General features: G+C 61.2%; 23 protein-coding genes. 21 read left to right on the top strand and 2 right to left on the bottom strand.

Features of this window, described 5'->3' with window-relative positions; translation table 11 throughout:
* The first annotated feature begins 161 nt into the window (after nt 1-161).
* The 5 genes from PQQ95_RS20600 to lra1 all read left to right on the top strand — a co-directional run bounded on the left by PQQ95_RS20600 (nt 162) and on the right by lra1 (nt 5,881).
* Complete coding sequence (locus tag PQQ95_RS20600) at nt 162-1,409, top strand: MFS transporter (RefSeq protein WP_408439933.1); 1,248 nt, start codon at nt 162-164, stop codon at nt 1,407-1,409.
* A 203-nt stretch (nt 1,410-1,612) separates the two neighbouring features.
* Complete coding sequence (locus tag PQQ95_RS20595; protein ID WP_408439930.1) at nt 1,613-2,365, top strand: SDR family NAD(P)-dependent oxidoreductase; 753 nt, start codon at nt 1,613-1,615, stop codon at nt 2,363-2,365.
* A 102-nt stretch (nt 2,366-2,467) separates the two neighbouring features.
* Nucleotides 2,468-3,796 (top strand): MFS transporter, encoded by a 1,329-nt coding sequence (locus PQQ95_RS20590; protein WP_408439927.1) that lies wholly within the window; start codon nt 2,468-2,470, stop codon nt 3,794-3,796.
* A 48-nt stretch (nt 3,797-3,844) separates the two neighbouring features.
* A complete protein-coding gene (gene rhmD / locus PQQ95_RS20585) occupies nt 3,845-5,023 on the top strand; it encodes an L-rhamnonate dehydratase (protein ID WP_408439925.1) in 1,179 nt (392 codons plus the stop codon).
* Between the two features lie 75 nt (nt 5,024-5,098).
* On the top strand, nt 5,099-5,881 hold the full coding sequence (gene lra1, locus PQQ95_RS20580; RefSeq protein WP_097396240.1) for an L-rhamnose 1-dehydrogenase Lra1: 783 nt from the start codon (nt 5,099-5,101) through the stop codon (nt 5,879-5,881).
* 15 nt (nt 5,882-5,896) lie between these two features.
* On the opposite strand, the gene PQQ95_RS20575 is transcribed toward lra1, so the two are convergent.
* The gene (locus tag PQQ95_RS20575; protein ID WP_408439922.1) at nt 5,897-6,895 is read right to left on the bottom strand and encodes a LysR family transcriptional regulator; all 999 of its coding nucleotides are present in this window, start codon (nt 6,893-6,895) and stop codon (nt 5,897-5,899) included.
* Between the two features lie 130 nt (nt 6,896-7,025).
* Here PQQ95_RS20575 and rhaM point away from each other — a divergent pair, with 130 nt between their 5' ends.
* The 7 genes from rhaM (at nt 7,026) to PQQ95_RS20540 (ending at nt 13,851) form a co-directional block, all read left to right on the top strand.
* On the top strand, nt 7,026-7,349 hold the full coding sequence (rhaM, locus tag PQQ95_RS20570; protein ID WP_408439919.1) for an L-rhamnose mutarotase: 324 nt from the start codon (nt 7,026-7,028) through the stop codon (nt 7,347-7,349).
* Nucleotides 7,350-7,380: 31 nt separating this feature from the next.
* Nucleotides 7,381-8,274 carry an amidohydrolase family protein gene (locus tag PQQ95_RS20565; protein ID WP_408439916.1) on the top strand — a complete coding sequence of 298 codons (894 nt, stop codon included), beginning with the start codon at nt 7,381-7,383 and terminating at the stop codon, nt 8,272-8,274.
* A 53-nt stretch (nt 8,275-8,327) separates the two neighbouring features.
* A complete protein-coding gene (locus tag PQQ95_RS20560; protein ID WP_408439915.1) occupies nt 8,328-9,857 on the top strand; it encodes a sugar ABC transporter ATP-binding protein in 1,530 nt (509 codons plus the stop codon).
* A complete protein-coding gene (locus tag PQQ95_RS20555; RefSeq protein WP_408439912.1) occupies nt 9,854-10,912 on the top strand; it encodes an ABC transporter permease in 1,059 nt (352 codons plus the stop codon). The genes PQQ95_RS20560 and PQQ95_RS20555 overlap by 4 nt, the downstream gene beginning before the upstream one ends.
* The gene (locus PQQ95_RS20550; protein ID WP_408439909.1) at nt 10,905-11,921 is read left to right on the top strand and encodes an ABC transporter permease; all 1,017 of its coding nucleotides are present in this window, start codon (nt 10,905-10,907) and stop codon (nt 11,919-11,921) included. Before PQQ95_RS20555 ends, PQQ95_RS20550 begins: the two co-directional genes overlap by 8 nt.
* A gap of 93 nt (nt 11,922-12,014) precedes the next feature.
* Complete coding sequence (gene rhaS / locus PQQ95_RS20545; protein WP_408439906.1) at nt 12,015-13,022, top strand: rhamnose ABC transporter substrate-binding protein; 1,008 nt, start codon at nt 12,015-12,017, stop codon at nt 13,020-13,022.
* A gap of 469 nt (nt 13,023-13,491) precedes the next feature.
* Nucleotides 13,492-13,851 carry a host attachment protein gene (locus PQQ95_RS20540; protein ID WP_408439904.1) on the top strand — a complete coding sequence of 120 codons (360 nt, stop codon included), beginning with the start codon at nt 13,492-13,494 and terminating at the stop codon, nt 13,849-13,851.
* An 88-nt stretch (nt 13,852-13,939) separates the two neighbouring features.
* Here PQQ95_RS20540 and PQQ95_RS20535 read toward each other — a convergent pair whose 3' ends face one another.
* Nucleotides 13,940-14,254 carry a DUF6566 family protein gene (locus tag PQQ95_RS20535; protein ID WP_408439901.1) on the bottom strand — a complete coding sequence of 105 codons (315 nt, stop codon included), beginning with the start codon at nt 14,252-14,254 and terminating at the stop codon, nt 13,940-13,942.
* Between the two features lie 253 nt (nt 14,255-14,507).
* Between PQQ95_RS20535 and PQQ95_RS20530 the strand changes: the two genes are divergently transcribed.
* The 9 genes from PQQ95_RS20530 to moaA all read left to right on the top strand — a co-directional run bounded on the left by PQQ95_RS20530 (nt 14,508) and on the right by moaA (nt 25,776).
* Nucleotides 14,508-14,759 carry a hypothetical protein gene (locus PQQ95_RS20530; RefSeq protein ID WP_408439898.1) on the top strand — a complete coding sequence of 84 codons (252 nt, stop codon included), beginning with the start codon at nt 14,508-14,510 and terminating at the stop codon, nt 14,757-14,759.
* Between the two features lie 28 nt (nt 14,760-14,787).
* Entirely contained in the window at nt 14,788-14,988 is a 201-nt protein-coding gene (locus tag PQQ95_RS20525; protein ID WP_408439896.1) for a hypothetical protein, read from the top strand.
* 24 nt (nt 14,989-15,012) lie between these two features.
* Nucleotides 15,013-15,393: a TraR/DksA family transcriptional regulator gene (locus PQQ95_RS20520; RefSeq protein WP_408439893.1), complete on the top strand. Its 381-nt coding sequence runs from the start codon at nt 15,013-15,015 to the stop codon at nt 15,391-15,393.
* A gap of 197 nt (nt 15,394-15,590) precedes the next feature.
* Nucleotides 15,591-18,383 carry an ATP-dependent Clp protease ATP-binding subunit gene (locus tag PQQ95_RS20515; protein ID WP_408439891.1) on the top strand — a complete coding sequence of 931 codons (2,793 nt, stop codon included), beginning with the start codon at nt 15,591-15,593 and terminating at the stop codon, nt 18,381-18,383.
* A 246-nt stretch (nt 18,384-18,629) separates the two neighbouring features.
* Nucleotides 18,630-20,903, top strand: a complete 2,274-nt coding sequence (locus tag PQQ95_RS20510) for an FdhF/YdeP family oxidoreductase (RefSeq protein ID WP_408439889.1) — start codon at nt 18,630-18,632, stop codon at nt 20,901-20,903.
* Between the two features lie 165 nt (nt 20,904-21,068).
* Nucleotides 21,069-22,457 carry a cytochrome ubiquinol oxidase subunit I gene (locus PQQ95_RS20505; RefSeq protein ID WP_408439887.1) on the top strand — a complete coding sequence of 463 codons (1,389 nt, stop codon included), beginning with the start codon at nt 21,069-21,071 and terminating at the stop codon, nt 22,455-22,457.
* A 4-nt stretch (nt 22,458-22,461) separates the two neighbouring features.
* The gene (cydB, locus tag PQQ95_RS20500; RefSeq protein WP_408439884.1) at nt 22,462-23,469 is read left to right on the top strand and encodes a cytochrome d ubiquinol oxidase subunit II; all 1,008 of its coding nucleotides are present in this window, start codon (nt 22,462-22,464) and stop codon (nt 23,467-23,469) included.
* 41 nt (nt 23,470-23,510) lie between these two features.
* Nucleotides 23,511-24,422, top strand: a complete 912-nt coding sequence (locus PQQ95_RS20495; RefSeq protein WP_408439881.1) for a bestrophin family protein — start codon at nt 23,511-23,513, stop codon at nt 24,420-24,422.
* Nucleotides 24,423-24,672: 250 nt separating this feature from the next.
* Nucleotides 24,673-25,776 carry a GTP 3',8-cyclase MoaA gene (moaA, locus tag PQQ95_RS20490; protein WP_408439879.1) on the top strand — a complete coding sequence of 368 codons (1,104 nt, stop codon included), beginning with the start codon at nt 24,673-24,675 and terminating at the stop codon, nt 25,774-25,776.
* The last annotated feature ends 28 nt before the right edge of the window (nt 25,777-25,804 follow it).

The raw sequence follows: 25,804 nt of genomic DNA, 5'->3' as shown, positions 1-25,804 counted from the left end.
GTATGTTCCATTCAGGTTTTCACCCGTTGTCTTTTCCGATCGCAATCATAAGCAGGCCAATACCGCCTGCTTTTTTATTCATGATTTGCCGTCCGTGATTTGATTAGTCCGGTGTGACTGCTCCAATCCCACCCGTTGTTTAGTAACCCGCAAACAATACTATGTTGATGGAAGATAATCTGCCGGCGAGCATTGCCTCGCCGGAGGATGGCGCGTCGTCGTCCCTGCGTTCGTGGCTCGCCGTCGTGGCCGTTGCAATCGGTGCGTTCGCCTTTGTGACCACGGAGTTTTTACCTGTCGGATTGCTGCCGCGCATCGCGGCGGATCTGGGCGTGCTGCCCGGCACAGCGGGACTGATGGTCACGGTGCCGGGTGTGATTGCCGCCATCTCGGCGCCCGGTTTGATGCTGGTGGCCGGACGGATGGATCGCCGGCGCGTGTTTCTGTTGCTCACGGCTTTGCTGCTGGCGTCGAATCTGATTTCCGCCTTCGCGCCCGATTTCCTCGTCATGCTGATTGGACGCGCGCTGCTCGGTGCGGCTTTGGGCGGATTCTGGACCCTGGCGACGGCCGCATCGGGACGCCTCGTGCAGCCGAAGGACTCGGCGCGAGCCATGGCGACGATTCTGACCGGCGTGACCTGCGCAACGGTGATCGGTGTGCCGCTCGGCACATTCATCGCCAGCTTCGCGTCGTGGCGTGCATCGTTTATGGCCACCGGCGTGCTCGTTGCGGTCGCGCTCGTGGCGCAGTTCGTTTTCGTGCCGTCCTTGCCATCGAGCACTGCATTGCAGCTGCGCGATCTGGTGGGGGTGCTGCGCCGCCCGCATCCGCGTAGAAGCATGTTGATGGTGGCGCTCGTATTCGGCGCGCACTTCTCCTCGTACACGTACATCACGCCGTTCCTGTTGCACAACGCGAGTTTCACGATGTCGACGATTACGTGGTTGCTGCTCGGCTTCGGCATGATTGGCTTCTTCTCGAACTTCGCCGTTTCGTCGACAGTGACGCGTAATCTGAAAACGTCGCTGGGCGTGATGGTTTCCTTGCTTATGTTCGCGCTGCTGGCGATGCCACTGCTGGAACAATCGCCGATCGGTGTTGCGGCGCTCGCCCTCGCGTGGGGTGTTTCGTTCGGCGCGCTGCCGCTGTGTTTCAGCATCTGGATTCAACGCGCCACGCCGGATTCGCCGGAAGCGGGTTCCGCGCTGTTTATCAGCGTCATTCAGATTGCCATCGCGCTGGGATCGCTTGTTGGTGGCGTGGTAGTCGACCATGTCGGCATTTCTGCCGACTTTCTCTTCGGCAGTGGTTTGGCGCTGCTGGGGCTCGCGGCGCTTGCAAGTTTCGGACGGGGCGAGCAGGCGGTGGAGGTGAAAGCGATGGCGTGTCCGGCGTGTACTGATTAGCCGGGGTAAGCCGCTGACGCCACACCACCGATTGCCGCACACCTCTGGCGCCACGTCGACCGATCCGCTTTTGTTATCGGCCTCTCCAATACACGGATTGTTAGCGCATCGCACCGCTCGTATATTTGCTGAACGAAAGCACAGACAGCAGAAATACAACAACTGAACGGCAAGCCGCCCAGGCTTGTTACAGGAGCACAGCGATGAATCGAATCGATCTGGAGGGGCGTGTCGTCGTCATTACCGGCGGTGCGCGCGGCATTGGCTACGCGGTGGCTCAACGGGCGCTGAACTCGGGCGCATCGGTCGCGCTATGGGACATCGACGCCGAGCGCCTCGCGCGCAGCGAGCGCGAACTCAGCGAACTGGGCAAAGTCACCGCTGTCACCGTCGAACTCACCCAGGAAGCCTCGGTGGCTGAGGCGGTGGCACAAACGCTCGCCGCCCATGGCGCGATCGACGTGCTGATCAACTGCGCCGGCATCACCGGCGGCAACGGCACGACGTGGGAGCTGGACCCCGAGGTCTGGCGTCGCGTGATCGACGTGAATCTGATCGGCCCGTATCTGACCTGCCGCGCGGTCGTGCCGCACATGCTCAAACAGGGCTACGGCCGGATCGTCAATATTGCGTCGGTGGCCGGCAAAGAGGGCAACCCGAACGCCTCGCACTACAGTGCTTCCAAAGCCGGACTCATTGGCTTGACCAAATCCCTCGGCAAGGAACTTGCGACGAAGAACATCCTCGTCAATGCGGTCACGCCCGCCGCGGCCAAAACGGAGATCTTCGATTCGATGTCGCAGCAGCATATCGACTACATGCTTTCGAAGATTCCAATGAACCGGTTCCTGCTGCCGGAAGAGGCGGCGTCGCTGATTCTCTGGCTATCTTCCGAGGACTGCGCGTTCAGCACGGGCTCGGTATTCGACCTGTCCGGCGGCCGCGCCACTTACTGAGTCTGAGGCATCACAGCATCACCTGAGCAGTAGAAGTCGCCGTAGAAGTGGAAAAGGAAAAAAACGCAGAGTGCGACCCGCATGCTCTGCGAAGGAGACGACATGAATCCGCATTCGCCCGCTTCACTGGAGGCGATCAACAGCAAGGTCATGCGCCGGCTGTTGCCGTTTCTGTTGCTGATGTATGTGCTGGCGTTTCTCGATCGCGCCAATATCGGTTTCGCGCAGAAGGCGTTGCAGCACGATACGGGTTTGTCCAATGCGGCTTTTGCGTTCGGCGCGGGTGTGTTCTTCGTCGGTTATGCATTGTTCGAAGTACCGAGCAATCTTCTGCTGCACAAGGTCGGCGCGCGCGCGTGGATGTGCCGGATCATGGTGACCTGGGGGCTCGTTTCGGCGGCGATGTGTCTTGCGCATACGCCGGCTGCTTTCTATGCACTGCGCTTTCTGCTTGGCGTCGCCGAAGCCGGTTTTTTCCCCGGCGTGATCTACTACCTGACCCATTGGTTTCCGCAAGCGGCGCGCGCGCGTGCGGTGGGCGTGTTCTATTTCGGTGCGCCGCTGGCGTTTATCTTCGGCAGTCCGTTGTCGGGTGCCCTGCTCGAATTGCATGGCGCAATGGGGCTGGCCGGCTGGCAATGGCTGTTTCTGATCGAGGGAACCTTGGCCTCGCTGGTCGGCGTATGGGCGTTCTGGTATCTCGACAACCGCCCTGAAGACGCCCGTTGGCTCGACGCGCAGGAGCGCGCCACTTTGCGCAGCGCACTCGACGACGATGCGCTCGCTGCGTCGGCGCATGGGCCGCGCCATATTCTCGCCGCGCTGGTGGATCGCCGTGTGTTGCTGCTGTCGGCGATCTATCTGTTGATTCAGATGAGTGTCTACGGCGTGATCTTCTATTTACCGCAGCAGGTGGCCGCATTGCTCGGCACAACGGTCGGCTTGCGCGTGGGACTCGTCGGCGCGGTGCCGTGGCTGTGTGCGTTGGCCGTCACGTGGTACGTGCCGCGTCGTGCGGATCGCACAGGGGGACACCGGCGTTGGGCGGTCGCGCTGCTGGTGCTCGCGGGCCTGGGCATCGGTGTTTCAGGGCTTGCGCATAACCCATCGATCGGTTTGATCGCACTGTGCTGCGCGGCCAGCGGTTTCATCGCGGCGCAACCGCTGTTCTGGACATTTCCGACGCGCTATCTCACGGGCGCCGCAGCGGCGGGCGGGATCGCGTTGATCAATTCGCTTGGCGGCCTCGGTGGATTTTTTGCACCGAGCCTGCGTACCGCGGCGGAACGGGCGTTTTCGTCGACCTCGGCGGGGCTGATCGTATTAGGCCTGTCGAGTCTGCTGGCGGCGCTCATGATCGGCGCGTTGTTGCGCCGCGACGGCGCGCCTTCATCCGGATCTTTCCAGCACTTATTGCACCGCGCCCGCTAGGCGCATTCTCGGCTGCGCGTTCGACGCACCCATAACGGAGCCCTTTTCATGGCCATGCCTACTATCCGGCACGTGCGTGCCTTCATCGTCCGCGGCGGCGGTGCGGACTATCACGATCAACCCGACGGACACTGGATCGACGATCACATTGCCACGCCAATGGCGCGTTATCCGGAGTATCGCCAGAGCCGCCAGTCGTTCGGCATCAATGTGCTCGGCACGTTGGTGGTGGAGATCGAAGCGAGCGATGGCACAGTTGGATTCGCGGTGACGACGGGGGGTGAGATCGGCGCGTTCATCGTCGAAAAACATCTCGCACGCTTTCTCGAAGGCCAGCTTGTCACCGACATCGAGAAGATGTGGGATCAGATGTATTTTTCGACGCTGTACTACGGCCGTAAAGGCGTGGTGCTGAATACGATTTCGGGCGTCGATCTCGCGTTGTGGGATTTGCTCGCGAAAGTTCGCAAGGAGCCGGTGTATCAGCTATTGGGCGGCCCGGTGCGCGACGAACTCGTGTTTTACGCGACTGGCGCGCGTCCGGACCTCGCGAAGGAGATGGGGTTCATCGGCGGCAAGCTGCCGTTGCAGCATGGTCCTGCCGAAGGCGAAGCGGGACTGAAGAAGAATCTGGAGAAGCTCGCCGAGATGCGCAGTCGCGTTGGCGACGACTTCTGGCTGATGTACGACTGCTGGATGAGCCTCGACGTACCGTATGCCACGCGGCTCGCACAAGCGGCGCACGAATACGGTCTGAAGTGGATCGAAGAGTGTCTGCCGCCGGACGACTACTGGGGTTACGCCGAACTGCGCCGCAACGTGCCGCGCGGCATGATGGTGTCGACCGGCGAGCATGAAGCGACGCGTTGGGGCTTTCGCATGCTGCTGGAGATGCAGTGCTGCGATCTGATCCAGCCGGATGTGGGCTGGTGCGGCGGCATCACCGAACTCATCAAGATCTCCGCGCTCGCCGATGCCCATAACGTGATGGTGGTGCCGCATGGTTCGTCGGTGTATAGCTATCACTTCGTCGCCACGCGGCACAACTCGCCGTTCGCCGAGTTTCTGATGATGGCGCCGAAAGCGGATGAAGTCGTGCCGATGTTCACGCCGCTGCTGCTCGATGAACCGGTCCCCGTGAATGGGCGGATGAAAGTGCCGGACACGCCGGGCTTTGGTGTGCGGCTCAATCCGGAGTGCGCGCTGGTGCGGCCTTATCCACGTTGAATGCGCGTGAAAGATAAGGCGGGCCTGGGCATTATCCGCAAGACATCGTATTGATCCAGCCAACAGGAGAATGACGTGCTGCTCAAGGACAAGGTTGTGATCGTCACCGGTGGTTCGCGTGGCATCGGCCGCGCGATAGCCGTTGCGTGTGCAACCGAAGGTGCGGACGTGGCGATCAACTACTGGGGCGATAACGACGCATCGTATGGTCGCCGTTCTGCCGTCGCGGAAGTGGTCGCCGAAATCGAGGCGCTGGGGCGGCGCGTGATCGCGATCGAAGGCAACGTCGCCGCGCGCGACACCGGTCAGGACCTCGTGCGCCACACCGTCGAGGCCTTCGGCAAAGTCGACGTGCTCGCGAGCAACGCCGGCATCTGCCCGTTTCACGCTTTTCTCGACATGCCGCCCGAAGTACTGGAGTCGACGGTGGCAGTCAATCTGAATGGGGCGTTCTACGTCACGCAGGCCGCTGCGCAGCAGATGAAAGCGCAGGGCACCGGCGGCGCGATCGTGGCGACGAGTTCGATCAGCGCGCTGGTGGGCGGTGGCATGCAAACGCACTACACGCCGACCAAAGCCGGTGTGCATTCGCTGATGCAGTCATGCGCGGTGGCGTTGGGGCCGTACGGTATTCGCTGCAATTCGGTGATGCCCGGTACGATCGCGACCGACCTGAACGCGGAAGATCTCGCCGACGAAGCCAAAAAAGCCTACTTCGAAAAGCGCATTCCGTTGGGCAGATTGGGCCGCCCAGAGGACGTCGCCGATTGCGTGGTATTCCTGGCGTCCGACCGCGCACGGTATGTAACAGGCGCCGCGCTGCTGGTGGACGGCGGCCTGTTCGTCAACTTGCAATAACGCGCGATGCCGACCTCAATGAACCGGTGTGGAGACGATCACAGGCTCAGTCGCAGTCGAGGCGGGATTGTCGCGTGCGAGCTTGCGCGAGAAACCGCGCAGCAAATCGATGAAGCGCAACGCCGGTTCGGCGAGCGTTTCTTCCTTGCGCGTGAGAATGCCGAAGCCGGCGAGGCTCTTGCCGATCTCGAGCGGCAGCGCGACCAGCAGTTTGCCGCGCACATGATCGCGCACCACCGACTCTGGCAGCATGGCCACGGCGTCGTAGTTTTCGAGCAATTGCAGCGTGGCGAAGATCGACGCGCACTCGGTCAGATTGACGGGCGTTGTGAGACCCGCACGCGCGAGTTCCTCTTCGTACAGCACGCGCGCCGGACTGGTAACGGGTTGCGCCACCCACGGCCAGTCGATCAACTCCCGCAGCGTGATGCGCGAGCGCTGCGCCAGCGGATGCACCGAACGCACCACCAGCAGCAACGTCTCGCGGGCGAGCGGCTCGAAACTGAAATCGTTGTGTTGCAACGGGCTGGTCAGGCGCCCAAGCGCCAGATCGACTTCGCGGCGATGCAGCAATTGCACGACCTGGTCGCTGGTTTCGCCAAGAATGCGCACGTTCAGCAGAGGGCTCTCGGTTTTCAGGGTGGCGACGGCCATGGCCAGCAGATCGGGGGCGGCCCCCATGATCGCGCCGACGGTCAACTGCCCATGCCCGCCGCGGCGTTTGACGTCGAGGTCTTCGGCAAAGCGGGTCAACTCGGCAAGGGCGCGCCGCGCATACGCCAGCGTCACCACGCCGAGCGGCGTGGGCGTCATGCCGCGCGCGTTGCGCTCGAACAGCAGGAAGCCGAACGCTTCCTCGATATCGCCGAGCATGCGGCTCGCGCTGGGTTGCGCGACGTTGATGGCCTCGGCGGCTTGATGGAGATTGCGTGCGTCGTCGAGCGCGACGAGCAGCGCGAGGTGCTTGAACTTGAGCCGATTGACGAGTGCGATGGCCGCTGAATGTTGGCTCATGATTCCGGTGCGATTCGGTTTGTGGATCGCCCAATCCCAAACACGGATTGAGATGCTATCGACGCAGGAATTATAGTCGTATCAGACGCTTCTCAGAGAAAGCGCCGGATACGACGGGAGACAGGCCGCAATGGAGACAATCGCTTTCCGGATGGTGCTCAACCCCGGCATGCGCGAGGAATACGAACGACGTCATGCGCAGATCTGGCCCGAACTGGTTGATGCATTGCACAACGCCGGCGTGCGCGACTATCGGATTTTCTTCGACGCGGACTCGCATCATCTTTTCGCCGTGCTGACGCGCCGCACGAATCACACCATGAATACGCTGCCGCAACTCGACGTGATGCGCAAATGGTGGGATTACATGGCCGACATCATGCAGACGGCCCCTGACCATACGCCGTTCCAGCAACCGTTGGAGCCGGTTTTTCATTTGAATTCGCTTGGCTGACAGTGCTTGCCCAATGGGCGGAGGATGTCGCATGCAGGTTGTCGATTCGCATATCCATCTGTGGGATCTGAAGACGCATCGCTATCCGTGGCTGGAGAACCCGGGCGTGTCGTTCGTGGGGGACGCGCGCGACCTGAAGCACGATTATCTGCTCGACGATCTGCTCGGCGAGGCGGGCGATATCGAGGTGCTGAAACTGGTGCACGTGGAGGCGAATCATGATCCCGCCGATCCGGTCGAGGAAACCCGCTGGCTGCAATCCATTGCGGATCGTCCGGCGTCGCGCGGCATGCCGAACGCGATGGTTGCCGCCGTGGATCTGTCCGCGGCGAACGCACCCGCACTGCTCGAGGCGCATGCGTCGTTCGCGAATACGCGTGGCATCAGGCAGATCCTGAACGTGCACGAAAATAAGCTGTTCGATTACGTGGGCCGTCATTTCATGCGCGAGCCACAGTGGCGTGAACATTTTGCGTTGCTGCGCCGGTACGACATGTCGTTCGATCTGCAACTGTATCCGTCGCAGATGGAAGAGGCGGCGGCGTTGGCGCGCATGCACGGCGAGACGATTTTTATCGTCAATCATGCGGGCATGTTCGTGGACCGCAGCAGCGTCGCCGGTTATCGCGCGTGGCGTGACGGCATGCGGACGCTCGCGGGTTGCAGGAATGTCGCGGTGAAGATCAGCGGGCTTGCAATGTTCGATCACCAGTGGACCGTTGAAAGCCTGCGGCCTTATGTGCTTGAGACGATCGATACGTTTGGTGTCGATCGCGCGATGTTCGCGTCGAACTTTCCGGTCGATCGCCTGTTCGGCTCTTACCAGGATTTGTGGCACGCGTACGCAGCGATCGTCGACGGCGCGAGCGTTGCCGAAAAAGAAGCGCTGTTTTGCCGTAACGCCGAGCGCTTTTATCGTATCTGACGTACCGGCCGCATCCGACGCATTCCCGAAGTCGAAAAAGAAGGAGACACGTAGTGCAGCAATCCCCATCCGCCGTGCCCAGACTCGAACTACGGCACGCGAGTAAATCATTCGGCCGGGTCCGTGCCTTGTCCGACGGCGATCTCGCGTTGTGGCCTGGCGAAGTGCATGCGTTGCTCGGCGAAAACGGCGCGGGCAAATCGACGGTCGTGAAGATTCTCGCGGGTGTGCATCAGCCGGATGTGGGCGAGTTGCGGGTCGACGGCGTGGCGCGACGCTTCGCAACGCCTGCCGAAGCGCGCGATGCGGGGCTGGCCGTGATCTATCAGGAGCCGACGCTGTTCTTCGATCTCTCGATCGCGGAGAACATCTTCATGGGACGGCAGCCGGTCGACCGGATCGGCCGCATTCAGTACGATGCCATGCGCCGCGAGGTGGACGGTTTGCTGACTTCGCTCGGCGTCGATCTGCGCGCGGATCAACTGGTGCGTGGGTTGTCGATTGCCGATCAACAGGTGATCGAGATTGCGAAGGCATTGTCGTTGAACGCGAACGTGCTGATCATGGACGAGCCGACCGCAGCCTTATCGTTACCCGAAGTAGAGCGGCTCTTTGCGATCGTTCGCAAGCTGCGCGAACGCGATGTGGCGATTCTGTTCATCACGCACCGGCTCGATGAAGTGTTCGCCTTGACGCAACGCGTAACGATCATGCGCGACGGCGCGAAGGTGTTCGACGGGCTCACCGCCGATCTCACCACTGAATCCATCGTCGCGAAGATGGTGGGCCGCGATCTGGAGACGTTCTATCCGAAAGCCGACCGGCCGCCGGGCGAAGTGCGTTTATCGGTGCGTGGCCTGACGCGCGTGGGCGTTTTCAAGGACATTTCCTTCGACGTCCGCGCGGGCGAGATCGTCGCGCTGGCGGGACTCGTCGGCGCGGGCCGCAGCGAAGTCGCACGCGCGATCTTCGGCATCGATCCGCTCGACTCGGGGGACATCTCGATTGGCGGCAAGCGTCTCGCCGCAGGCAGTCCGGCTGCCGCGGTGCGGGCCGGCCTCGCGCTGGTACCGGAGGACCGCCGTCAGCAAGGGCTGGCACTGGAGTTGAGCATCGCGCGCAATGCCTCGATGACGGTGCTCGGACGTCTCGTCAGACATGGCCTGATTTCCACCCGCAGCGAAACGCAACTCGCCAATCAGTGGGGCACGCGTTTGCGCCTCAAAGCGGGTGACCCGAATGCGCCGGTCGGCACGCTTTCCGGCGGCAATCAGCAGAAAGTCGTGCTGGGCAAGTGGCTCGCCACTCATCCGAAGGTCTTGATCATCGACGAACCCACGCGCGGTATCGACGTCGGCGCCAAAGCCGAGGTGTATGGCGCACTGGCGGAACTGGTGCGCGACGGCATGGCGGTGCTGATGATTTCGAGTGAACTGCCGGAAGTACTCGGCATGGCCGATCGCGTCCTGGTCATGCACGAGGGACGTATCAGCGCGGAGATCGCGCGCGCTGATGCCGACGAAGAGCGCATCATGGGCGCCGCGCTCGGCCAGGCGGTTCCACCGTTGGGGCACGCCGCATGATGCGCCATTCTTCGACCCATCCCGCGCCGGTTCAGGCGCCCGCCCTCAAGCGCGCCGGCGGTGCGCCTGGCGGTGTCATCGCGGGCATTGCGAAGAGCCGTGAGACGACGCTCTTTGTCGTGCTGATTCTGTTGATCGTGGGGACGGGGCTCGCGAAGCCGCAGTTTCTGAATCTGCAGAATCTGCGTGACGTGCTGCTCAATGTGTCGATCATCAGCTTGCTGACAGCCGGCATGACGGTCGTGATCCTGATGCGGCATATCGATCTGTCGGTGGGGTCGACGGTCGGCATCAGCGCCTATGCGGTCGGCAGTCTGTACGTTGCGTTTCCGAACATGCCGGTGATCGTCGCGTTGCTGGCCGGCCTCGCGATCGGTCTGGTGGCGGGCAGCATCAATGCCTTGCTCGTTGCCGTGGGGCGCGTGCCGTCGCTCGTGGCGACACTTTCCACGCTCTATATCTTTCGCGGCGCGGATTATGCATGGGTTCATGGCGGCCAGATCAACGCGACCAGTTTGCCTGACGCGTTTTCCCGTCTCGCGACCGGCACGTTCTTCGGCATACCGACGCTCGCGCTCATCGCAATCGTCGTGCTGGCCGGTCTGGCTGTCTATCTGAAGCAGTTTCGCGGCGGACGCGAACACTATGCGATTGGCTCGAATCCGGAGGCAGCGCGGCTTGCCGGCGTGAATGTCGAACGCCGCGTCATGGCGGGTTTTCTGCTGTCAGGTGCGATTGCCGGTTTCGCGGGCGCCTTGTGGCTGGCGCGCTTCGGGACCGTCGATGCCAGCACTGCGAAGGGCATTGAATTGCAGGTCGTTGCCGCCGCCGTGGTGGGCAGCGTGGCGATCACGGGGGGCGTGGGCACCATTCTCGGCGCCACGCTCGGCGCGCTCGTGCTGGGCGTGATCAGCATCGCGCTCGTTGTGCTGCACGTGTCGCCGTTCTGGGAGCAGGCGATTCAGGGTGCGCTGATCGTTGCTGCGATTACCGCCGACACTTTGCTGGCCCGTTCCGTCGCCAAACGCATGATGAGGAAACGCGATCATGGCTAAACCCGATTCCGCGCTGCTCACGCGCAAACGCGAAACGCCGTTGCAATGGGAAGTGCTGCTGGTCATCGTGCTGGCGTTGTCGCTCGTGCTCGGACGCGTGTTGTCGCCGGTATTTCTCACCGGGGCGAATGTCAGCAACATCCTCGCCGATCTGACCGAGATCGCGCTGATGGCGCTGCCCATGACGCTGATTATCGTTGCCGCGGAAATCGATTTGTCGGTTGCATCGGTATTGGGCGCCTCCAGCGCGTTGATGGGCGTGCTGTGGCACATGGGCTTGCCGATGCCGCTTGTCATCGTACTGGTATTGATTGCTGGTGCGCTGGCGGGTCTGCTGAACGGCCTCGTGATCGTCAAGCTCAATCTGCCTTCGCTCGCGGTCACCATCGGCACGCTGGCGCTGTTTCGCGGCCTCGCATACGTGCTGCTGGGCGATCAGGCCGTCGCGGATTTTCCGGCCGGGTACACGGCCTTTGGCATGGATACGGTCGGCTCGACCTTCATTCCGTTGCCCTTTGCGATCGTGATCGTCGGCGCGGTGCTGTTTACCGTGCTGCTGCAATCCACGGCATTCGGCCGCAGCCTCTACGCAATCGGTGCGAATCCGACGGCGGCGGCCTTCTCCGGTATCGAAGTCGCAAAGATCAGGCTGCGTCTATTCGTGCTGTCCGGCGCGATGAGCGCGCTGGCGGGCGTTGTGTACACGCTGCGCTTTACCAGCGCCCGCGGCGATAACGGCGAAGGCTTCGAATTGTCCGTGATCGCGGCGGTGCTGTTCGGCGGCGTGAGTATCTTCGGCGGACGTGGCTCGATGTTCGGCGTCCTGCTGTCGCTGCTGATTATCGGCGTGCTGAAAAACGCGCTGACGCTCGATGACGTGTCGAGCGAAACGCTCACGATCGTCACCGGCGTGCTGCTGCTGGCGTCGGTGCTGATTCCCAATCTGGTGGCGCGCTGGCGTGCGGCGCGCGACCGGCGTTTCATCGCGAAGTCCGCTTCTTCTTTATAAGGTTCTCTTAAACCGGCTCCACAAGAAATACCCAATACCAAATACCGACAACCCGGACAGCATGTCGTCCAACAACAAAGCAGGAGACGCCTCATGTTCAATCCTCTACGTCACACCGGCAAGACTGCGCTCTGCATTGCTTTAGTCGCGCTCAGTTGTGCCGCGTCCGCGGCGGGCCTGAAAAACGGCCTGAAAATCGCCTTCGTGCCGAAGCAGATCAATAACCCTTATGAAGTGATCGCCGACGACGGCGGCATGGCCGCGATCAAGGAATTCGGCGGCGTGGGCAAGGTCGTGGGGCCGTCGGATGCGGGCGCATCGTCGCAAGTGCAATACATCAATACGTTGATTACGCAGCGGCAGGACGCAATCGTGATCGCGGCCAACGACGCGAACGCGGTCGTGCCGTATCTGAAGAAAGCGATGTCGCAAGGCATCAAGGTCGTGACCTTCGACTCCGACACGGCGCCGGAAGGCCGTCAGTTGTTCGTCAACCAGGCGAATGCGGAAGGCATCGGGCGGGGACAGATCCAGCTGGTCGCGAAACTGATGGGCGGGGAGGGCGAGTTTGCGGTGCTGTCGGCCACGCCTAACGCGACGAACCAGAATACGTGGATCAAATGGATGCAGGAGGAGTTGAAAAAGCCCGAGTACTCGAAGATCAAGCTCGTGAAGATCGCGTACGGCAACGATGACGACCAGAAGTCGTTCGTCGAAACCCAAGGTTTGCTGCAAGCGTATCCGAACCTGAAGGCCATCGTCGCGCCGACCACCGTGGGTATTGCGGCGGCGGCGCGTTATATCTCGTCGTCGTCGAGCAAGGGCAAGGTGCAGGTGACCGGGTTGGGCACGCCGAATCAGATGCGTGCGTTCGTGAAGAACGGCACCGTCAAGGCGTTCCAGTTGTGGGATCCGAATCAGCTCGGTTATCTGGCGGCTTATGCGGCAGCGGCGCTGTCCTCGGGGACGATTGCGGGCAAGGAAGGCGAATCGTTTGATGCGGGCAAGCTCGGCAAGCGCACGATCGGACCGCAAGGCGAAATCATTCTTGGACCGCCCACCACGTTCGATGCGAGCAATATCGACAACTTCAATTTCTAGCCAGCGAGCCGGGCGTCGCCGCGCAAGACGTAAGGCACCCGGCGTGAGGCAGGAAGCTGCGCGTTGAAGTGTTGGACTCAGTTAGATTGCTCTGTTTGTCACTCCTCTACAGCGGCGCCGTCCCATCAATGGGCAAGGGCGCCGCGCCCACCTCGAGCGCGGCATCAGCGTTTCCTATCCGATCTTTTCTGGTTATCGAAATCGGGTACGGGATATGCATACCGACCGGTCGCGCCGGAAGTCGCTGCGGATACGCGCGGAAGGCTTGGGCGTGAACTTTAAGACCTATACTATGAATCGGTCAATCGACCGTGGGCGTAGCGGGCTCGAGCTGCTATCTTGAGTGAGAGCCGTTCGGACAGTAGGTGATTATTGACACGGCAGTTGATGGTCGCGTCTTTCCGCGAGGGCGAAGGCGAGCAGTTAGAACGGATGCCGTGCACGCAGACAAATTCCTGCTTAGAGGTGCATGATGATCGGAATGACGTGGCTTGTTGTGGCTGACGGAGGTCGTGCGCGTGTTTTCCAGACGCCGGGACTCACACTCGACTTGCATGAAAAAGAAAGTCTCATCAACACTGAATATACCGGCACGATGCTGACCGAAAAGGACCGCGAGAAATTCGCCAAGCGCGTTGCTGAATATCTGGAGGCAGGGCGGCTCCATCAACTCTACAATCGGTTGAGACTTGCCATCGAGCCGAAATTTCTCGGCATGGTGAAAGCGGATCTCAGTGAGGAAACGCGTCGGCTGATATTCGATCAGGTCAGCGAGGATCTGTCGACGCTCAATGCCCGGGAAATTGAGGCGCACCTGCGGCGACACTGATCGGTACGCCTGGCGTGTCATATAGCCTTCGCACCGTGATTGCGGCCCGGCCGCGGGTCGTCGTGGCCGCGCAGGGCCGCTGGGTTGACTACGCGTTGGTTTCCGGGTCACCCGATTCCTCGGTATCGCGGAACCAGGTTTCCGCATGAGCGCGCTCGGCAACCCAGGAGCGAGACTGCGGCGAGTTGAACTCACGATCGATAAACCGGCGTCCCCATTCGACCCCGTCTCTTACCGCCTCTTCTTCGGTCAGCCACTCGGGTTGAACGGTCATGGGAACCGTATCGACGACGGTTCGGGCGCCTTGACTCACGCTCACACTTGCAATCCAGGCGCCGAGCGTGTTGCGCTCAGGGTGCACGGTGATCTCGAATTCGCCGTAAGAAACAGTGCGTTCTGGCATCGTTCTCTCCTTTGCAGCATTCATGATCGATAGTCGCCCGCCATGCAGCGCGCGAGTTTCCCGTCAAGCGCCATCATGCCGTAACTCCAGCCGTCCGACACGCGGATCGTGAGGTTAAGTGACAAACCCCTAACCATATTTCGCCAATAGCTAGCATCGGAGAAATCCATGTTCACATGGACATGACTTGCTCATAGACTTCGGGTACAAAAGGAATCGTGAGGCTCAAACTTTTCGGTTGATGGGAGGTTTCATGGCAGAGAATGAACTTTCATACCGGCGGTTTTTGATCGCCGCAACGATTTCCCCTTTGCATGGTAACCGGGGGATCGTCACAGTCGATGTCACAACCTTGGATCAGGAGCGCGTTGCCGATCTGGGAACCGCACGCTTTCTCCATGTGGAGCGGTGGGTTGAACGTAATGAGCCCGCTTTCCTTCAGGTCGTTGTGGACGAATGCAAAGTCGCTATCGACCATTATGCGGACAACGTCGACGATAGTTGATTCTCCGTATGTCGCATGAGGTGTTGCCATGCAGCAGGAATTCGATTTCTACATCAACCTGAAGAAGCCGACACTCGGCCTCTATGTACGCACGGGAGCGGGCCTTCCCGACCTCGTTGACACGAGTGACTGGCAATTCGATGGACACGTGTGGCAAAGCGAACTGGCGCCAGACATCCTGAAGGGACTCGAGGCCAATGGCCATGCGTTTCAGGAACTGGGTGGATGAGGGTGGATGGCGAAGGAGAGAACCATGTCGGAACAGCAGGGTACATTGACCGCCGAGTTCATCGCGCAGCAGCGCACGCGCCTCCTCGCATTACGCCAGGAACTGTTGGGTGGCGAGGAGAAGACGATCGCCGGCGAGCGTGCGGCCGAGGAACTGCATGGCGACGAGGCAGAAGAGCTCGAGGACGAGGCGCAGGGCATGGCGCAGAATGAGGTCAACCAGGCGTTGCACGACGTGAACGACCAGCGCATCAGCGATATCGAACGCGCGCTGCAGAAGATCGCCGAGGGTACCTACGGTCTCTCCGACGTGAGTGGTGAACCGATACCGAAAGCCCGGCTCGAAGTCGCGCCGGAGGCGATCATGACTGTTGAAGAGCAAAGCCGTCGCGAGACCGGCCAATGATGGCGTCCAATGCCGCTGTGGTGTCAGAAAAGAGCTAATGCAGTCCTTATATTCTTCAGGCACCGCCGGAGGATTGCGCCCATGCCTATTATCGGAAAAGCCGATATTCCCTTATTCACAAACCGCTCATAGCTCACACGAACGCATCCTACAACCTTTTAAATAGCCGGATGCTTTAACCGAAAAGGTGACTCTCGATGCCAGCCCTCTGCGAAATCTGTAACGCCCGTCCCGCTGTCGCCCGTGTAACCGTGGTGCAAAACGGGGAGCGGAAATCTTTATCGATCTGCGACTACGACTATCGGCAATTAATGCGGCACCAAAGCATGCTGAATCCATTCGATTCGCTGCTGGGGGGCAGCGGCCTGTCGCGATTCTTCGGTGGCGGCATGGAGGACGGGGAGGATGATGACGCCGGCTTCGCCGCCGAGGTGCCGCGCGAATCGGTCGATGCGACGGATGCTTTCAGCGAGCAGACGCTCGAATTGCTGCAGCGCGCCGCGGAAAAGGCGCACGAGTTGGGCCGCAGCGAGCTCGACACCGAGCACCTGCTGTACGTGCTCGCGGACGCCGACGTGTGCGCGGCGTTGCTGAAGGAACTCAAGCTCTCGCCGGAGGACATCAAAGGGTACATCGATCAGCATGCGCAAAAGGGAACCGGTAACCCTGACTCGGCAATCGAGAAGATGACCGTCTCGCCGCGTTTGAAAAAGGCGTTCCAATATGCATTCCAGGCGTCGCGCGATCTGGGCCATTCCTACGTCGGTCCGGAGCATCTGCTCATTGGGCTTGCGGCCGTGCCGGACAGCATCGCGGGCACATTGCTGAAGAAATATGGCGTGACGCCGGAGGCGTTGCGGCAGAAGGTCGTGAAAGTGGTGGGTAAAGGCGCGGAGGACGGCCGCGTCGACACGCCAACCGGCACGCCCAACCTCGACAAGTTCGGACGCGACCTCACGGCCATGGCGCGTGAGGGCAAGCTCGACCCGGTGCTCGGTCGCGCGCAGGAAATCGAAAGCACGATCGAGGTGCTCGCGCGGCGCAAGAAGAACAACCCGGTGCTGATCGGCGAGCCGGGTGTCGGCAAGACGGCGATCGTCGAAGGGCTGGCGCAGCGCATCATCAACGGCGACGTGCCTGAAGTGCTGCGCGGCAAGCGGCTCGTCGAGGTCAACATCAACTCGATGGTGGCAGGCGCGAAGTATCGCGGTGAATTCGAGGAGCGCGCCAAGCAGTTGATCGATGAGGTCACGGCGAAGCAGGATGAGCTGATACTGTTTATCGACGAACTGCACACGATCGTGGGCGCGGGACAAGGCGGGGGCGAGGGCGGCCTCGATATCGCGAACGTGCTCAAACCCGCGCTTGCGCGTGGCGAACTCAGCCTGATCGGCGCAACCACGCTCAACGAATATCAGAAGTACATCGAAAAGGATGCGGCGCTCGAGCGGCGCTTCCAGCCGGTGCTGGTGCCGGAACCGACGGTGGAGCAGACCATCGTCATTCTGCGAGGTCTGCGCGACAAGCTCGAGGCGCACCACCAGGTGACCTTTGCCGACGATGCATTCGTTGCTGCGGCCGAACTGTCGGATCGCTACATCACGTCGCGTTTTTTGCCTGACAAAGCCATCGACCTGATTGACCAGGCGGCGGCGCGCGTGCGCATCGGCGCGACTTCGCGCCCCGCGGCCATCCAGGAGCTCGAAGCCGAAATCAGCCAACTCAAGCGCGAGCAGGATTATGCGTCCTCGCGCAAGCGCTTCGACGAGGCGAAAGCTTTCGAGGCGCGGATTGGCGAAAAGCAGGAGAAACTCGACGAGCAGATGGAGGCATGGCAGCGCAAGACCGGTTCGGAAACGCTCGAAGTGACCGTGCAGTCCATCGCCGAAGTAGTGTCGCGTCTTACCGGCATTCCGGTCACGGAGCTCACGCAGGAAGAGCGCCAGAAGCTGCTGGAGATGGAAAAGAAGCTGCGCGAACGCGTGGTCGGCCAGGACGACGCGGTGATTGCCGTGAGCGATGCCGTGCGCCTGTCACGGGCCGGACTCGGCCAGGCGAACCGGCCGATCGCGACGTTCCTGTTTCTCGGACCCACTGGCGTCGGCAAGACCGAACTCGCGAAGGCGCTGGCAGAAACGGTGTTCGGCGACGAGTCGGCGGTTATTCGCATCGACATGTCCGAGTACATGGAGCGTCACGCGGTCGCACGGCTGATCGGCGCGCCTCCGGGCTACGTGGGTTACGACGAGGGCGGCCAACTGACCGAGCGTGTCCGGCGGCGCCCGTACAGCGTGATTCTGCTCGATGAGATCGAGAAAGCGCACCCCGACGTGAGCAACGTGCTGTTGCAGGTGTTCGACGACGGGCGGTTGACCGACGGCAAGGGCCGTGTCGTGGACTTCAGCAACACGATCATCATTGCGACGAGCAATCTCGGCGCAGCGATCATCATGGACAACCTCGAAAAGCCCGAGTCGGATCGTCTGACTGAAAAAGCGGTCCGCGAGGAGTTGATGGGGGTGCTCAAGGGGCACTTCCGGCCTGAATTCCTGAACCGGATCGACGAGATCATCGTCTTCCATGCGCTCTCGCGCGACAACGTCCGCTCGATTGTGCAGATTCAGCTCGAACGGGTGGTGCGCACCGCTGCCGCGCAGGACATTACCCTCAAGATAGACGAATCGGTGATCGATCACCTTGCCGAGGCCGGTTACCGGCCGGAGTTCGGCGCTCGCGAGTTGAAGCGCCAGATTCGTCAGGAACTGGAAACGCGGCTCGCAAAGGAGATTCTCGGCGATGCCTTCAAATCGGGTGACAGTGTCGAGGTCAGTTACGACAAGGAAAACGACGAAGTGAAGTTCACCAGGAGCGAGGCGCCGCCTCCGTCCAAGGTGACGGGCGCGAAGGGGAGCCACGGGCGCGCGAAGAAGAAACCATCCAAAGAGGACAGCAGCTCAGAGCCAACCGAAAGCGCCGCCTCGAAAGCCTGATATCTGTAGCAAGCCGGGAGGAGCCGCCGCGTCGCCGCCGACGCGGTGCGGCGTTTCCTGCCTGAACGGGACAGGCGTGGGTGTGTCGTGTACTTGTACTGTGCACGCCCGCCATCGATCGATCTGTACCTTTCGCGGCGCATTAACCCAACTAGACTGAGCCGTATTCCAATCTTGCGCCGTGACGCGGCGTAACCCCACGCAGGACAGTCTCCAGGTCTCCTGGAGCAGCTCATGGAGTCACACATGACTAATCGACGCGAAGTGCCCGGTGTCCGGGAATATGACCACCCGGCTGGTGGTTGGGGCGCACTCAAGGCGACATCGCAAGCCATCCGGCTGCAAATGGAGAGTATCAAGGCGCCTATCACGTTGCTTCGGACCAATCAGCCTGACGGTTTTGATTGTCCTGGGTGCGCATGGCCTGACAAGGAGCACAAGTCCACGTTCCAGTTCTGCGAAAACGGCGCCAAAGCGGTCACCTGGGAAGCAACGACCAAGCGGGTACACCCGGAGTTCTTCGCCGCCAACACGGTGTCGTCCCTGCTGGAACGATCGGATTTCGAGCTGGAGGATATGGGCCGGCTCACGCATCCGCTCGTCTACGACCGCGCTACGGACACGTTCCGCGCCGTCGAATGGGAGACGGCGTTTGGCCGGATTGGCGAAATCCTGCGTGGCTTGCCGCCCGACCAGGTCGAGTTCTATACGTCCGGCCGCGCATCGAACGAGGCCGCGTATCTCTATCAGCTGTTCGCACGGGAGTTCGGCACGAACAATTTCCCGGATTGCTCGAACATGTGTCACGAACCGACCAGCGTCGGCTTGCCGCAATCGATCGGCATCGGCAAGGGCACCGTGTCGCTCGACGACTTCGAGAAGACCGATCTGATCATCTCGATTGGCCACAACCCGGGCACCAATCACCCGCGGATGATGGGCACGCTGTGGGAAGCGTCGCGCCGCGGCGTCCCGATCATCGTGTTCAATCCGCTTCGCGAGCGCGCGCTGGAACGCTTCCAGGATCCGCAATCCATGCTGCAGATGGCGACGTTCGGCTCAACCCGCATCGCGTCGACCTATCATCAGGTCAAAGCGGGCGGCGACGCAGCCGCGCTCAAGGGCGTCATCAAGGCGGTGCTCGCGCTCGACGCCGAACGCGGCGACGTGCTCGACCGCGAGTTCATCGACACATATACGGAAGGCCTTGACGCGCTCATTGCGGATATCGAGGCCACGTCCTGGGAAGACATCGAAGCGGAAAGCGGCCTGACCCGCGACGAGCTCGCGGATGTCGCCGAGGCGTACGCGAAAGCGAAGTCGACGATCATCACCTATGGAATGGGCATCACGCAGCATAACAAGGGCACCGCGAACGTGCGCCTGATCTGCGACCTGCTGCTGTTGCGCGGCAACATGGGCCGGGAAGGCGGCGGGATCTGCCCGTTGCGCGGCCACTCGAACGTGCAAGGCAACCGCACGGTCGGCATTACCGAGAAACCCTCGGCGGCATTCCTCGCGAAGCTCGAAGCGGTATTCGGCTTCAAGCCACCCGCGGAGCATGGCCATGACGCCGTCGCGGCCATGCAGGCGATGATTGCGGGCAAGTCGAAGGCGCTGATTTGCCTGGGCGGAAACTTCGCCGTCGCGTTGCCGGATTCGGACCAGTGCTTTCCGGCGATGAAAACGCTCGATCTGAGTGTGCATCTCGGCACCAAGCTCAACCGCTCGCACCTGCTGGTCGCGAAGGAAACGTATATCCTGCCGGTGATCGGCCGCACCGAACTCGATGTGCAGAACGGCATGGGCCAGTCGATTACCGTGGAGGATTCGATGTCGATGGTCCATGCGTCGGCCGGCAAGCTCACGCCCGCGTCCGAGTTCCTGCGCTCCGAGCCCGCCATTGTGGCGGGCATCGCCAGTGCGACGCTTCCGAACAGCAAGGTCGACTGGATGGAACTGGTCGCCGATTACGACAAGATCCGCGACCTGATCGAAAAGACGATTCCGGGTTTCGAGGACTACAACGCCCGCATTCGCGTGCCGGGCGGCTTCCGCATGCCGCTGCCGCCGACCGAGCGCGTTTTCCCGACGCCGACCGGCAAGGCGATGTTCTCGGTGTACCACGGTGTGAAGGAAGACGCGCACGTGGAGGGCGACGACATACTGCGTCTCGTCACGCTGCGCAGCCACGACCAGTACAACACGACCATCTACGCGCTGGACGATCGTTACCGAGGCGTGTTCGGCCGCCGTGACGTGCTGTTCATGAACGAGGTCGACCTTGCCGCATGCGGACTCGAACATGGGGACCTGGTCGACATCGAGACGGCCGTGCCGGGCCGGCAACTGCGCCTCGAGAAGATCACGGCGATCGCCTATGACATCGCGCCAGGTTCGGTGGGCGCTTATTATCCGGAAGCAAACGTTCTGGTGCCGCTCGACTATATTGACAAGGAAAGCGGCACGCCGTCTTACAAGTCCGCGCCGGTTCGTGTGGTCCGCTCAATGGTTGTTTGATGTTTGGCGGAAAGCGCTAATCTGTCGGCTGCGCGCGTGCGTTCAGCCGGCAGTGCCACACGTTGTCGAACACGAACACCGTCTTCGGGCGACGCCGGCCCGCGGTGATCTCACGCACGCATTGCCGCGTTCGCGCCTTTTATTGCCTGGAGCCATTGATCCATCATGGAAATCTTCGATGCATTCCACCTTGCCAGGTTGCAGTTTGCGTTCACGGTGTCGTTTCACATCATCTTTCCCGCGATCAGCATTGGCATGGCGAGTTTCCTTGCCGTGCTGGAATGGCGCTGGCTGCTGACCGGCGACGTCGCCTATAAGGACATGTTCCTGTTCTGGTCGAAGATCTTCGCGGTCGGCTTCGGCATGGGGGTGGTCTCGGGGGTGGTAATGGCTTATGAGTTCGGCACGAACTGGAGCGGATTTTCCAGCGTGGCCGGCAACATCACCGGGCCGCTCCTGACCTATGAAGTCCTGACGGCGTTCTTTCTCGAGGCCGGCTTTCTCGGCGTCATGCTGTTCGGCTGGGAGCGTGTCAGTCCACGCGCGCACTTCTTTGCCACGCTGATGGTTGCGGTGGGCACGCTCATTTCCACGTTCTGGATTCTTGCGTCGAATAGTTTCATGCAGACGCCACAAGGATTCGCCATCGAGAATGGCCGTATCGTGCCGGTCGACTGGATGAAAGTGATTTTCAACCCGTCGTTTCCGTATCGCCTCGCGCATATGACCATTGCCGCGTTCATCGTCGCGGGTTTCATTGTTGCCGCTTGCGGCGCGTGGCATCTGTTGCAGGGCCGGCGCGACAAACCCGTCAAGCGTAGTTTTTCGATGGCGCTGTGGATCCTGCTTTTCCTCACGCCGATACAGATTTTCATTGGCGATGCGCACGGACTCAACACGCGCAAATATCAGCCGGCCAAGATCGCGGCAATCGAAGGGCTATGGGAAACCGAACACGGTGGCACCGCACTCAACCTGGTCGGCCTGCCCGACATGAATGCGGAAGTGACGCGATACACGATCCAGATACCGCATCTGGGCAGTCTGATCCTGACGCATAGTTGGGATGGCGAGATTCGTGGCCTGAAAGAGTTTCCGCCGGAGGACCGTCCTTATTCGCCGATCGTCTTCTGGACTTTCCGGGTTATGGCGGGTCTCGGCATGTTGATGCTGTTGACGGCGCTGCTGGGCCTGCTGCTCAGAGTGCGCGGCCGCCTCTACGAGACGCGCTGGTATCAGGGCTTCGTTCTGTGCATGGGGCCGTCCGGCATCGTGGCGCTATTGGCGGGATGGATCACGACCGAAGTCGGCCGCCAACCCTGGACGGTTTACGGTGTCCTGCGTACGGCGGACTCCGTCTCGCCGGTCAGTTCCCAGCAAGTCGGCGTTTCATTGCTGATCTTTGTACTGGTGTATTTCCTGGTGTTCGGCATGGGTTTCTACTACATGATGAAGATGATGAAGCGCGGACCTGAGGAGCACGTCGACCGCCGCGAGTCCCGCAAGCATCCGGTCTTGCACAATCGCCCAATGGACGCACTGGAAAGGGAGTGACACCATGCAAATCGATCTTCCTGTGGTGTGGGCCGCGATCATCGGGCTTGGCGTTTTCATCTACGTGATGCTGGACGGATTCGATCTGGGCATTGGCCTGTTGTTTCCGTTTTTCGAGGAGAAGGGCGACCGGCAAGTGATGCTCAATACCATCGCACCGGTCTGGGACGGCAACGAGACGTTCCTCGTGCTCGGTGGCGCCGGACTTTATGGGGCGTTTCCCGTGGTCTATTCCACGCTGCTGCCGGCGAACTATATGCCGCTGATCCTGATGGTGGTGGGCCTGATCTTCCGCGGGGCGGCCTTTGAGCTGCGTGCAAAGGCCGTCCGGACCCAGCACGCGTGGGATCTCGCCTTCATTGGCGGTTCGGCGCTCGCGGGACTCTGCCAGGGCATCGTGCTTGGGTCGCTCCTGCAGGGCATCAAGATCGTGGATGGCCGTTTCGCCGGTGAGCCGTTCGACTGGCTCTCGCCCTTTAGCCTGTTCTGCGGAATCGGTGTGCTCGCCACGTATGCGACGCTCGGCTGCGGCTGGCTCATCCTGAAGACCGATGGCGAATTGCAGCGCAAGATGCGCGAGGTGATGCGGCCGCTCGTAGGCGTGCTGCTCGGGGCAATGGTCATCGTGAGTTTATGGACGGTGATCGGTTTGCCGGCGGTTGCACATCGCTGGTTCGGAAGCGGCAATCTCGGCTGGTTCCTGCCGGTGCCGATTCTTGTCGTCGCGTGTGTGTGGGGTGTCTTCCGTTCGCTTCGGTCGAAGCACGAAGCGACGCCGTTCCTTCTCACGCTCGCGCTGTGCTTTCTCGGCTACAGCGGTTTGCTCATCAGTATCTGGCCGAATATCGTGCCGCCTTCCCTGACGATCTGGGAAGCCTCGTCGAGCCATTCGAGCCAGCTGTTCGCGCTGGTCGGCACCGTGATTGTGCTGCCGGTCATTCTCGTCTACAACGTCATGCAATATCGCGTGTTCCGTGGCAAGGTGCGCGAAGGGGACGCCGGTTACCACTGAGGGTGACGGCGCAGTCAGACCATTAAAAGAGCACATTATTTATGATTGTGAGGCCAGGGCAAAACTGGTTCCGGCTGCTGTTTATCTGGAACGGTTCCGTGTTGCAGTCGATTATTCCGCAGCTGATTTTTATGGCCGCCGTCAGCAGTCTTGCCGTGGTAACGCAAGGGCGTATTTTCGGCGAAAAGATTCCGCTCAATACGGCGCCCTTCACGTTGTTCGGCCTCGCGCTTGCAATCTTTCTTGCGTTCCGCAACAACGCAAGTTACGAGCGCTTCAACGAGGCGCGGCATCTCTGGGGCAGCCTCCTGATCTCGGCGCGCGCGCTGACCTCGCAGATGCTGTCTTACGCGCCACGGAGCGATCACCACGTTCGAATGGCCCACACGTTGATTGCCACTGTGTACGCGTTGAAGCATCAACTGCGTGAGACCGACCCGACACCCGATCTCGTCCGCTTCCTCGGCCGCACGCGCACGGAGGCGTTGCAGCACACCTGCTACAAACCGACGGCGCTGCTCAATGAGATTCGTCGCGAGTTTGCCGATCTGCAAGTCCGGGAGGTCATTTCGGATACCAAGCTCTGGATGCTGGACGCGCAGATCAACGAATTGGGCAGGACAGTGGGCGGGTGTGAACGGATCGCCTCCACGCCCATTCCGTTCGCCTACAGTGTGCTGCTTCACCGCACCGTCTATGCCTATTGCGTTTTGTTGCCGTTCGGTCTTGTCGATTCGACGGAGTTTTTCACGCCGCTTCTTTGTGTGTTCATTTCCTATACGCTCATTGCGCTCGAAGCGATCGCGAGCGAAGTCGCCGAACCGTTTACGGTCGCGCCGAATGCGTTGGCGCTTGACGCCATGACCCGCAACATCGAACGATCGGTGCTCGAACTGTGTGGCTGTGAACTTCCCGACGAGGTCGTGCCGGTGCGCGCGTATCAGTTGACTTAAGCGAGGCGCTTCGGCACATCCGGCCTGCCAGTCCGGCATGACGCGCATTGGCCTCGCCGTGACACCCGATGCGGCGCACAAACTGTACTCCTGCAATACGACGCAGACTGTGCGTCCCGTCGAGCAGGCCGACGCACTATTCTGCCAGCAGGTGATCGAGGGACTGGCGGCTCTTCCGGTCAGACAGATCGACTGCCGTCATGCCCCTTGCTCCGTTTGCCGCCGCATGCAGCCCACCTTCGGATAGATCGTGAACATCATCGACCAGCCGCTACTCGCCGATACAGCATCCCGCCATAGCGTATCCGCCGGTGCTGTCACGACGCCGCTCGACACGCTCAATCGTCCGTTGCGGGACTTGCGTCTGTCCGTCATCGATCAATGCAATTTTCGCTGCACGTACTGCATGCCACGGGACACCTTCGGAGCGGACTACCGGTTTCTGCCGTCGTCGGAACGGCTGTCGTTCGAACAGATGCTTAAGCTCGCGGAAGCGTTCGCGCTGCTCGGGGTGGAAAAGATACGCATCACCGGCGGCGAGCCGCTGTTGCGGCGTGGACTCGAATCCCTGATCGAACAACTCGCGAAGCTGACCACCGCCAGCGGCAAACCGATGGAGCTCGCGTTGACGACGAACGGCTCCCTGCTTGCCGCGAAGGCGCGCTCGCTGCGCGATGCCGGCCTCGGGCGCGTGACGGTCAGCCTCGATGCGGTAGACGACGCCATCTTTCGCCGGATGAGCGACGTCGACATGCCCGTGTCGCGAATTCTCGAAGGGATCGAGGCCGCGCGTGCGGCGGGACTCGCGCCGATCAAGGTCAACGCGGTGATCGAGCGCGGCGTCAACGAGAGCCAGATTTTGCCGCTCGTGCGGCTGTTCAAAGGCACCGGCGTGACCGTGCGCTTCATCGAGTATATGGATGTTGGCGGCGCGGGCGGCTGGTCGAGCGCGAAGGTAATCACGGCTCGTGAGACGCGCGATATCGTCGAATCGGCGTTTCCTCTCGTTCCTGTTATCGGGCGTGAGCAAACGGCCACGGCGGTCAACTATCGCCATGCCGACGGCGCGGGCGAAGTCGGTTTCATCGCGAGCGTCTCGCAGCCGTTTTGCGGATCGTGTTCGCGCGCCCGTGTGTCGGCCGACGGTCAATTGTATTCATGCCTTTTCGCGACTCAGGGCACGGACCTCAGGCCCTGGCTCACGGATGCCGCCTCAGTCGAGCAACTGGCTGGCGTTGTGCGCAGCCGCTGGCTCCGGCGCGACGACCGCTATTCCGAGCTTCGCTCGACGCCGCGCCGGGCAGGATCGGGGAAAACGTATCCCACCGTCCGTATGTCGCTGGTGGGCGGCTGACGGCGGGTTAATCCTTGCGAAGCAGACA

This window comes from Paraburkholderia caffeinilytica, assembly GCF_046030355.1.
GTDB lineage: Bacteria > Pseudomonadota > Gammaproteobacteria > Burkholderiales > Burkholderiaceae > Paraburkholderia > Paraburkholderia caffeinilytica_B.
The sequence above is the reverse complement of the archived record's forward strand: the minus strand, read 5'-3'. Positions and strand labels throughout refer to the sequence as shown.

Excerpts from the sequence above, each read along its gene's own strand:
- PQQ95_RS20600 (WP_408439933.1), top strand. The coding sequence starts at position 162 with ATGTTGATGGAAGATAATCTGCCGGCGAGCATTGCCTCGCCGGAGGAT.
- PQQ95_RS20595 (WP_408439930.1), top strand. The coding sequence starts at position 1,613 with ATGAATCGAATCGATCTGGAGGGGCGTGTCGTCGTCATTACCGGCGGT.
- PQQ95_RS20590 (WP_408439927.1), top strand. The coding sequence starts at position 2,468 with ATGAATCCGCATTCGCCCGCTTCACTGGAGGCGATCAACAGCAAGGTC.
- rhmD (WP_408439925.1), top strand. The coding sequence starts at position 3,845 with ATGGCCATGCCTACTATCCGGCACGTGCGTGCCTTCATCGTCCGCGGC.
- PQQ95_RS20575 (WP_408439922.1), bottom strand. The coding sequence starts at position 6,895 with ATGAGCCAACATTCAGCGGCCATCGCACTCGTCAATCGGCTCAAGTTC.
- rhaM (WP_408439919.1), top strand. The coding sequence starts at position 7,026 with ATGGAGACAATCGCTTTCCGGATGGTGCTCAACCCCGGCATGCGCGAG.
- PQQ95_RS20565 (WP_408439916.1), top strand. The coding sequence starts at position 7,381 with ATGCAGGTTGTCGATTCGCATATCCATCTGTGGGATCTGAAGACGCAT.
- PQQ95_RS20555 (WP_408439912.1), top strand. The coding sequence starts at position 9,854 with ATGATGCGCCATTCTTCGACCCATCCCGCGCCGGTTCAGGCGCCCGCC.
- PQQ95_RS20550 (WP_408439909.1), top strand. The coding sequence starts at position 10,905 with ATGGCTAAACCCGATTCCGCGCTGCTCACGCGCAAACGCGAAACGCCG.
- rhaS (WP_408439906.1), top strand. The coding sequence starts at position 12,015 with ATGTTCAATCCTCTACGTCACACCGGCAAGACTGCGCTCTGCATTGCT.
- PQQ95_RS20540 (WP_408439904.1), top strand. The coding sequence starts at position 13,492 with ATGATGATCGGAATGACGTGGCTTGTTGTGGCTGACGGAGGTCGTGCG.
- PQQ95_RS20535 (WP_408439901.1), bottom strand. The coding sequence starts at position 14,254 with ATGCCAGAACGCACTGTTTCTTACGGCGAATTCGAGATCACCGTGCAC.
- PQQ95_RS20530 (WP_408439898.1), top strand. The coding sequence starts at position 14,508 with ATGGCAGAGAATGAACTTTCATACCGGCGGTTTTTGATCGCCGCAACG.
- PQQ95_RS20525 (WP_408439896.1), top strand. The coding sequence starts at position 14,788 with ATGCAGCAGGAATTCGATTTCTACATCAACCTGAAGAAGCCGACACTC.
- PQQ95_RS20520 (WP_408439893.1), top strand. The coding sequence starts at position 15,013 with ATGTCGGAACAGCAGGGTACATTGACCGCCGAGTTCATCGCGCAGCAG.
- PQQ95_RS20515 (WP_408439891.1), top strand. The coding sequence starts at position 15,591 with ATGCCAGCCCTCTGCGAAATCTGTAACGCCCGTCCCGCTGTCGCCCGT.
- PQQ95_RS20510 (WP_408439889.1), top strand. The coding sequence starts at position 18,630 with ATGACTAATCGACGCGAAGTGCCCGGTGTCCGGGAATATGACCACCCG.
- PQQ95_RS20505 (WP_408439887.1), top strand. The coding sequence starts at position 21,069 with ATGGAAATCTTCGATGCATTCCACCTTGCCAGGTTGCAGTTTGCGTTC.
- cydB (WP_408439884.1), top strand. The coding sequence starts at position 22,462 with ATGCAAATCGATCTTCCTGTGGTGTGGGCCGCGATCATCGGGCTTGGC.
- PQQ95_RS20495 (WP_408439881.1), top strand. The coding sequence starts at position 23,511 with ATGATTGTGAGGCCAGGGCAAAACTGGTTCCGGCTGCTGTTTATCTGG.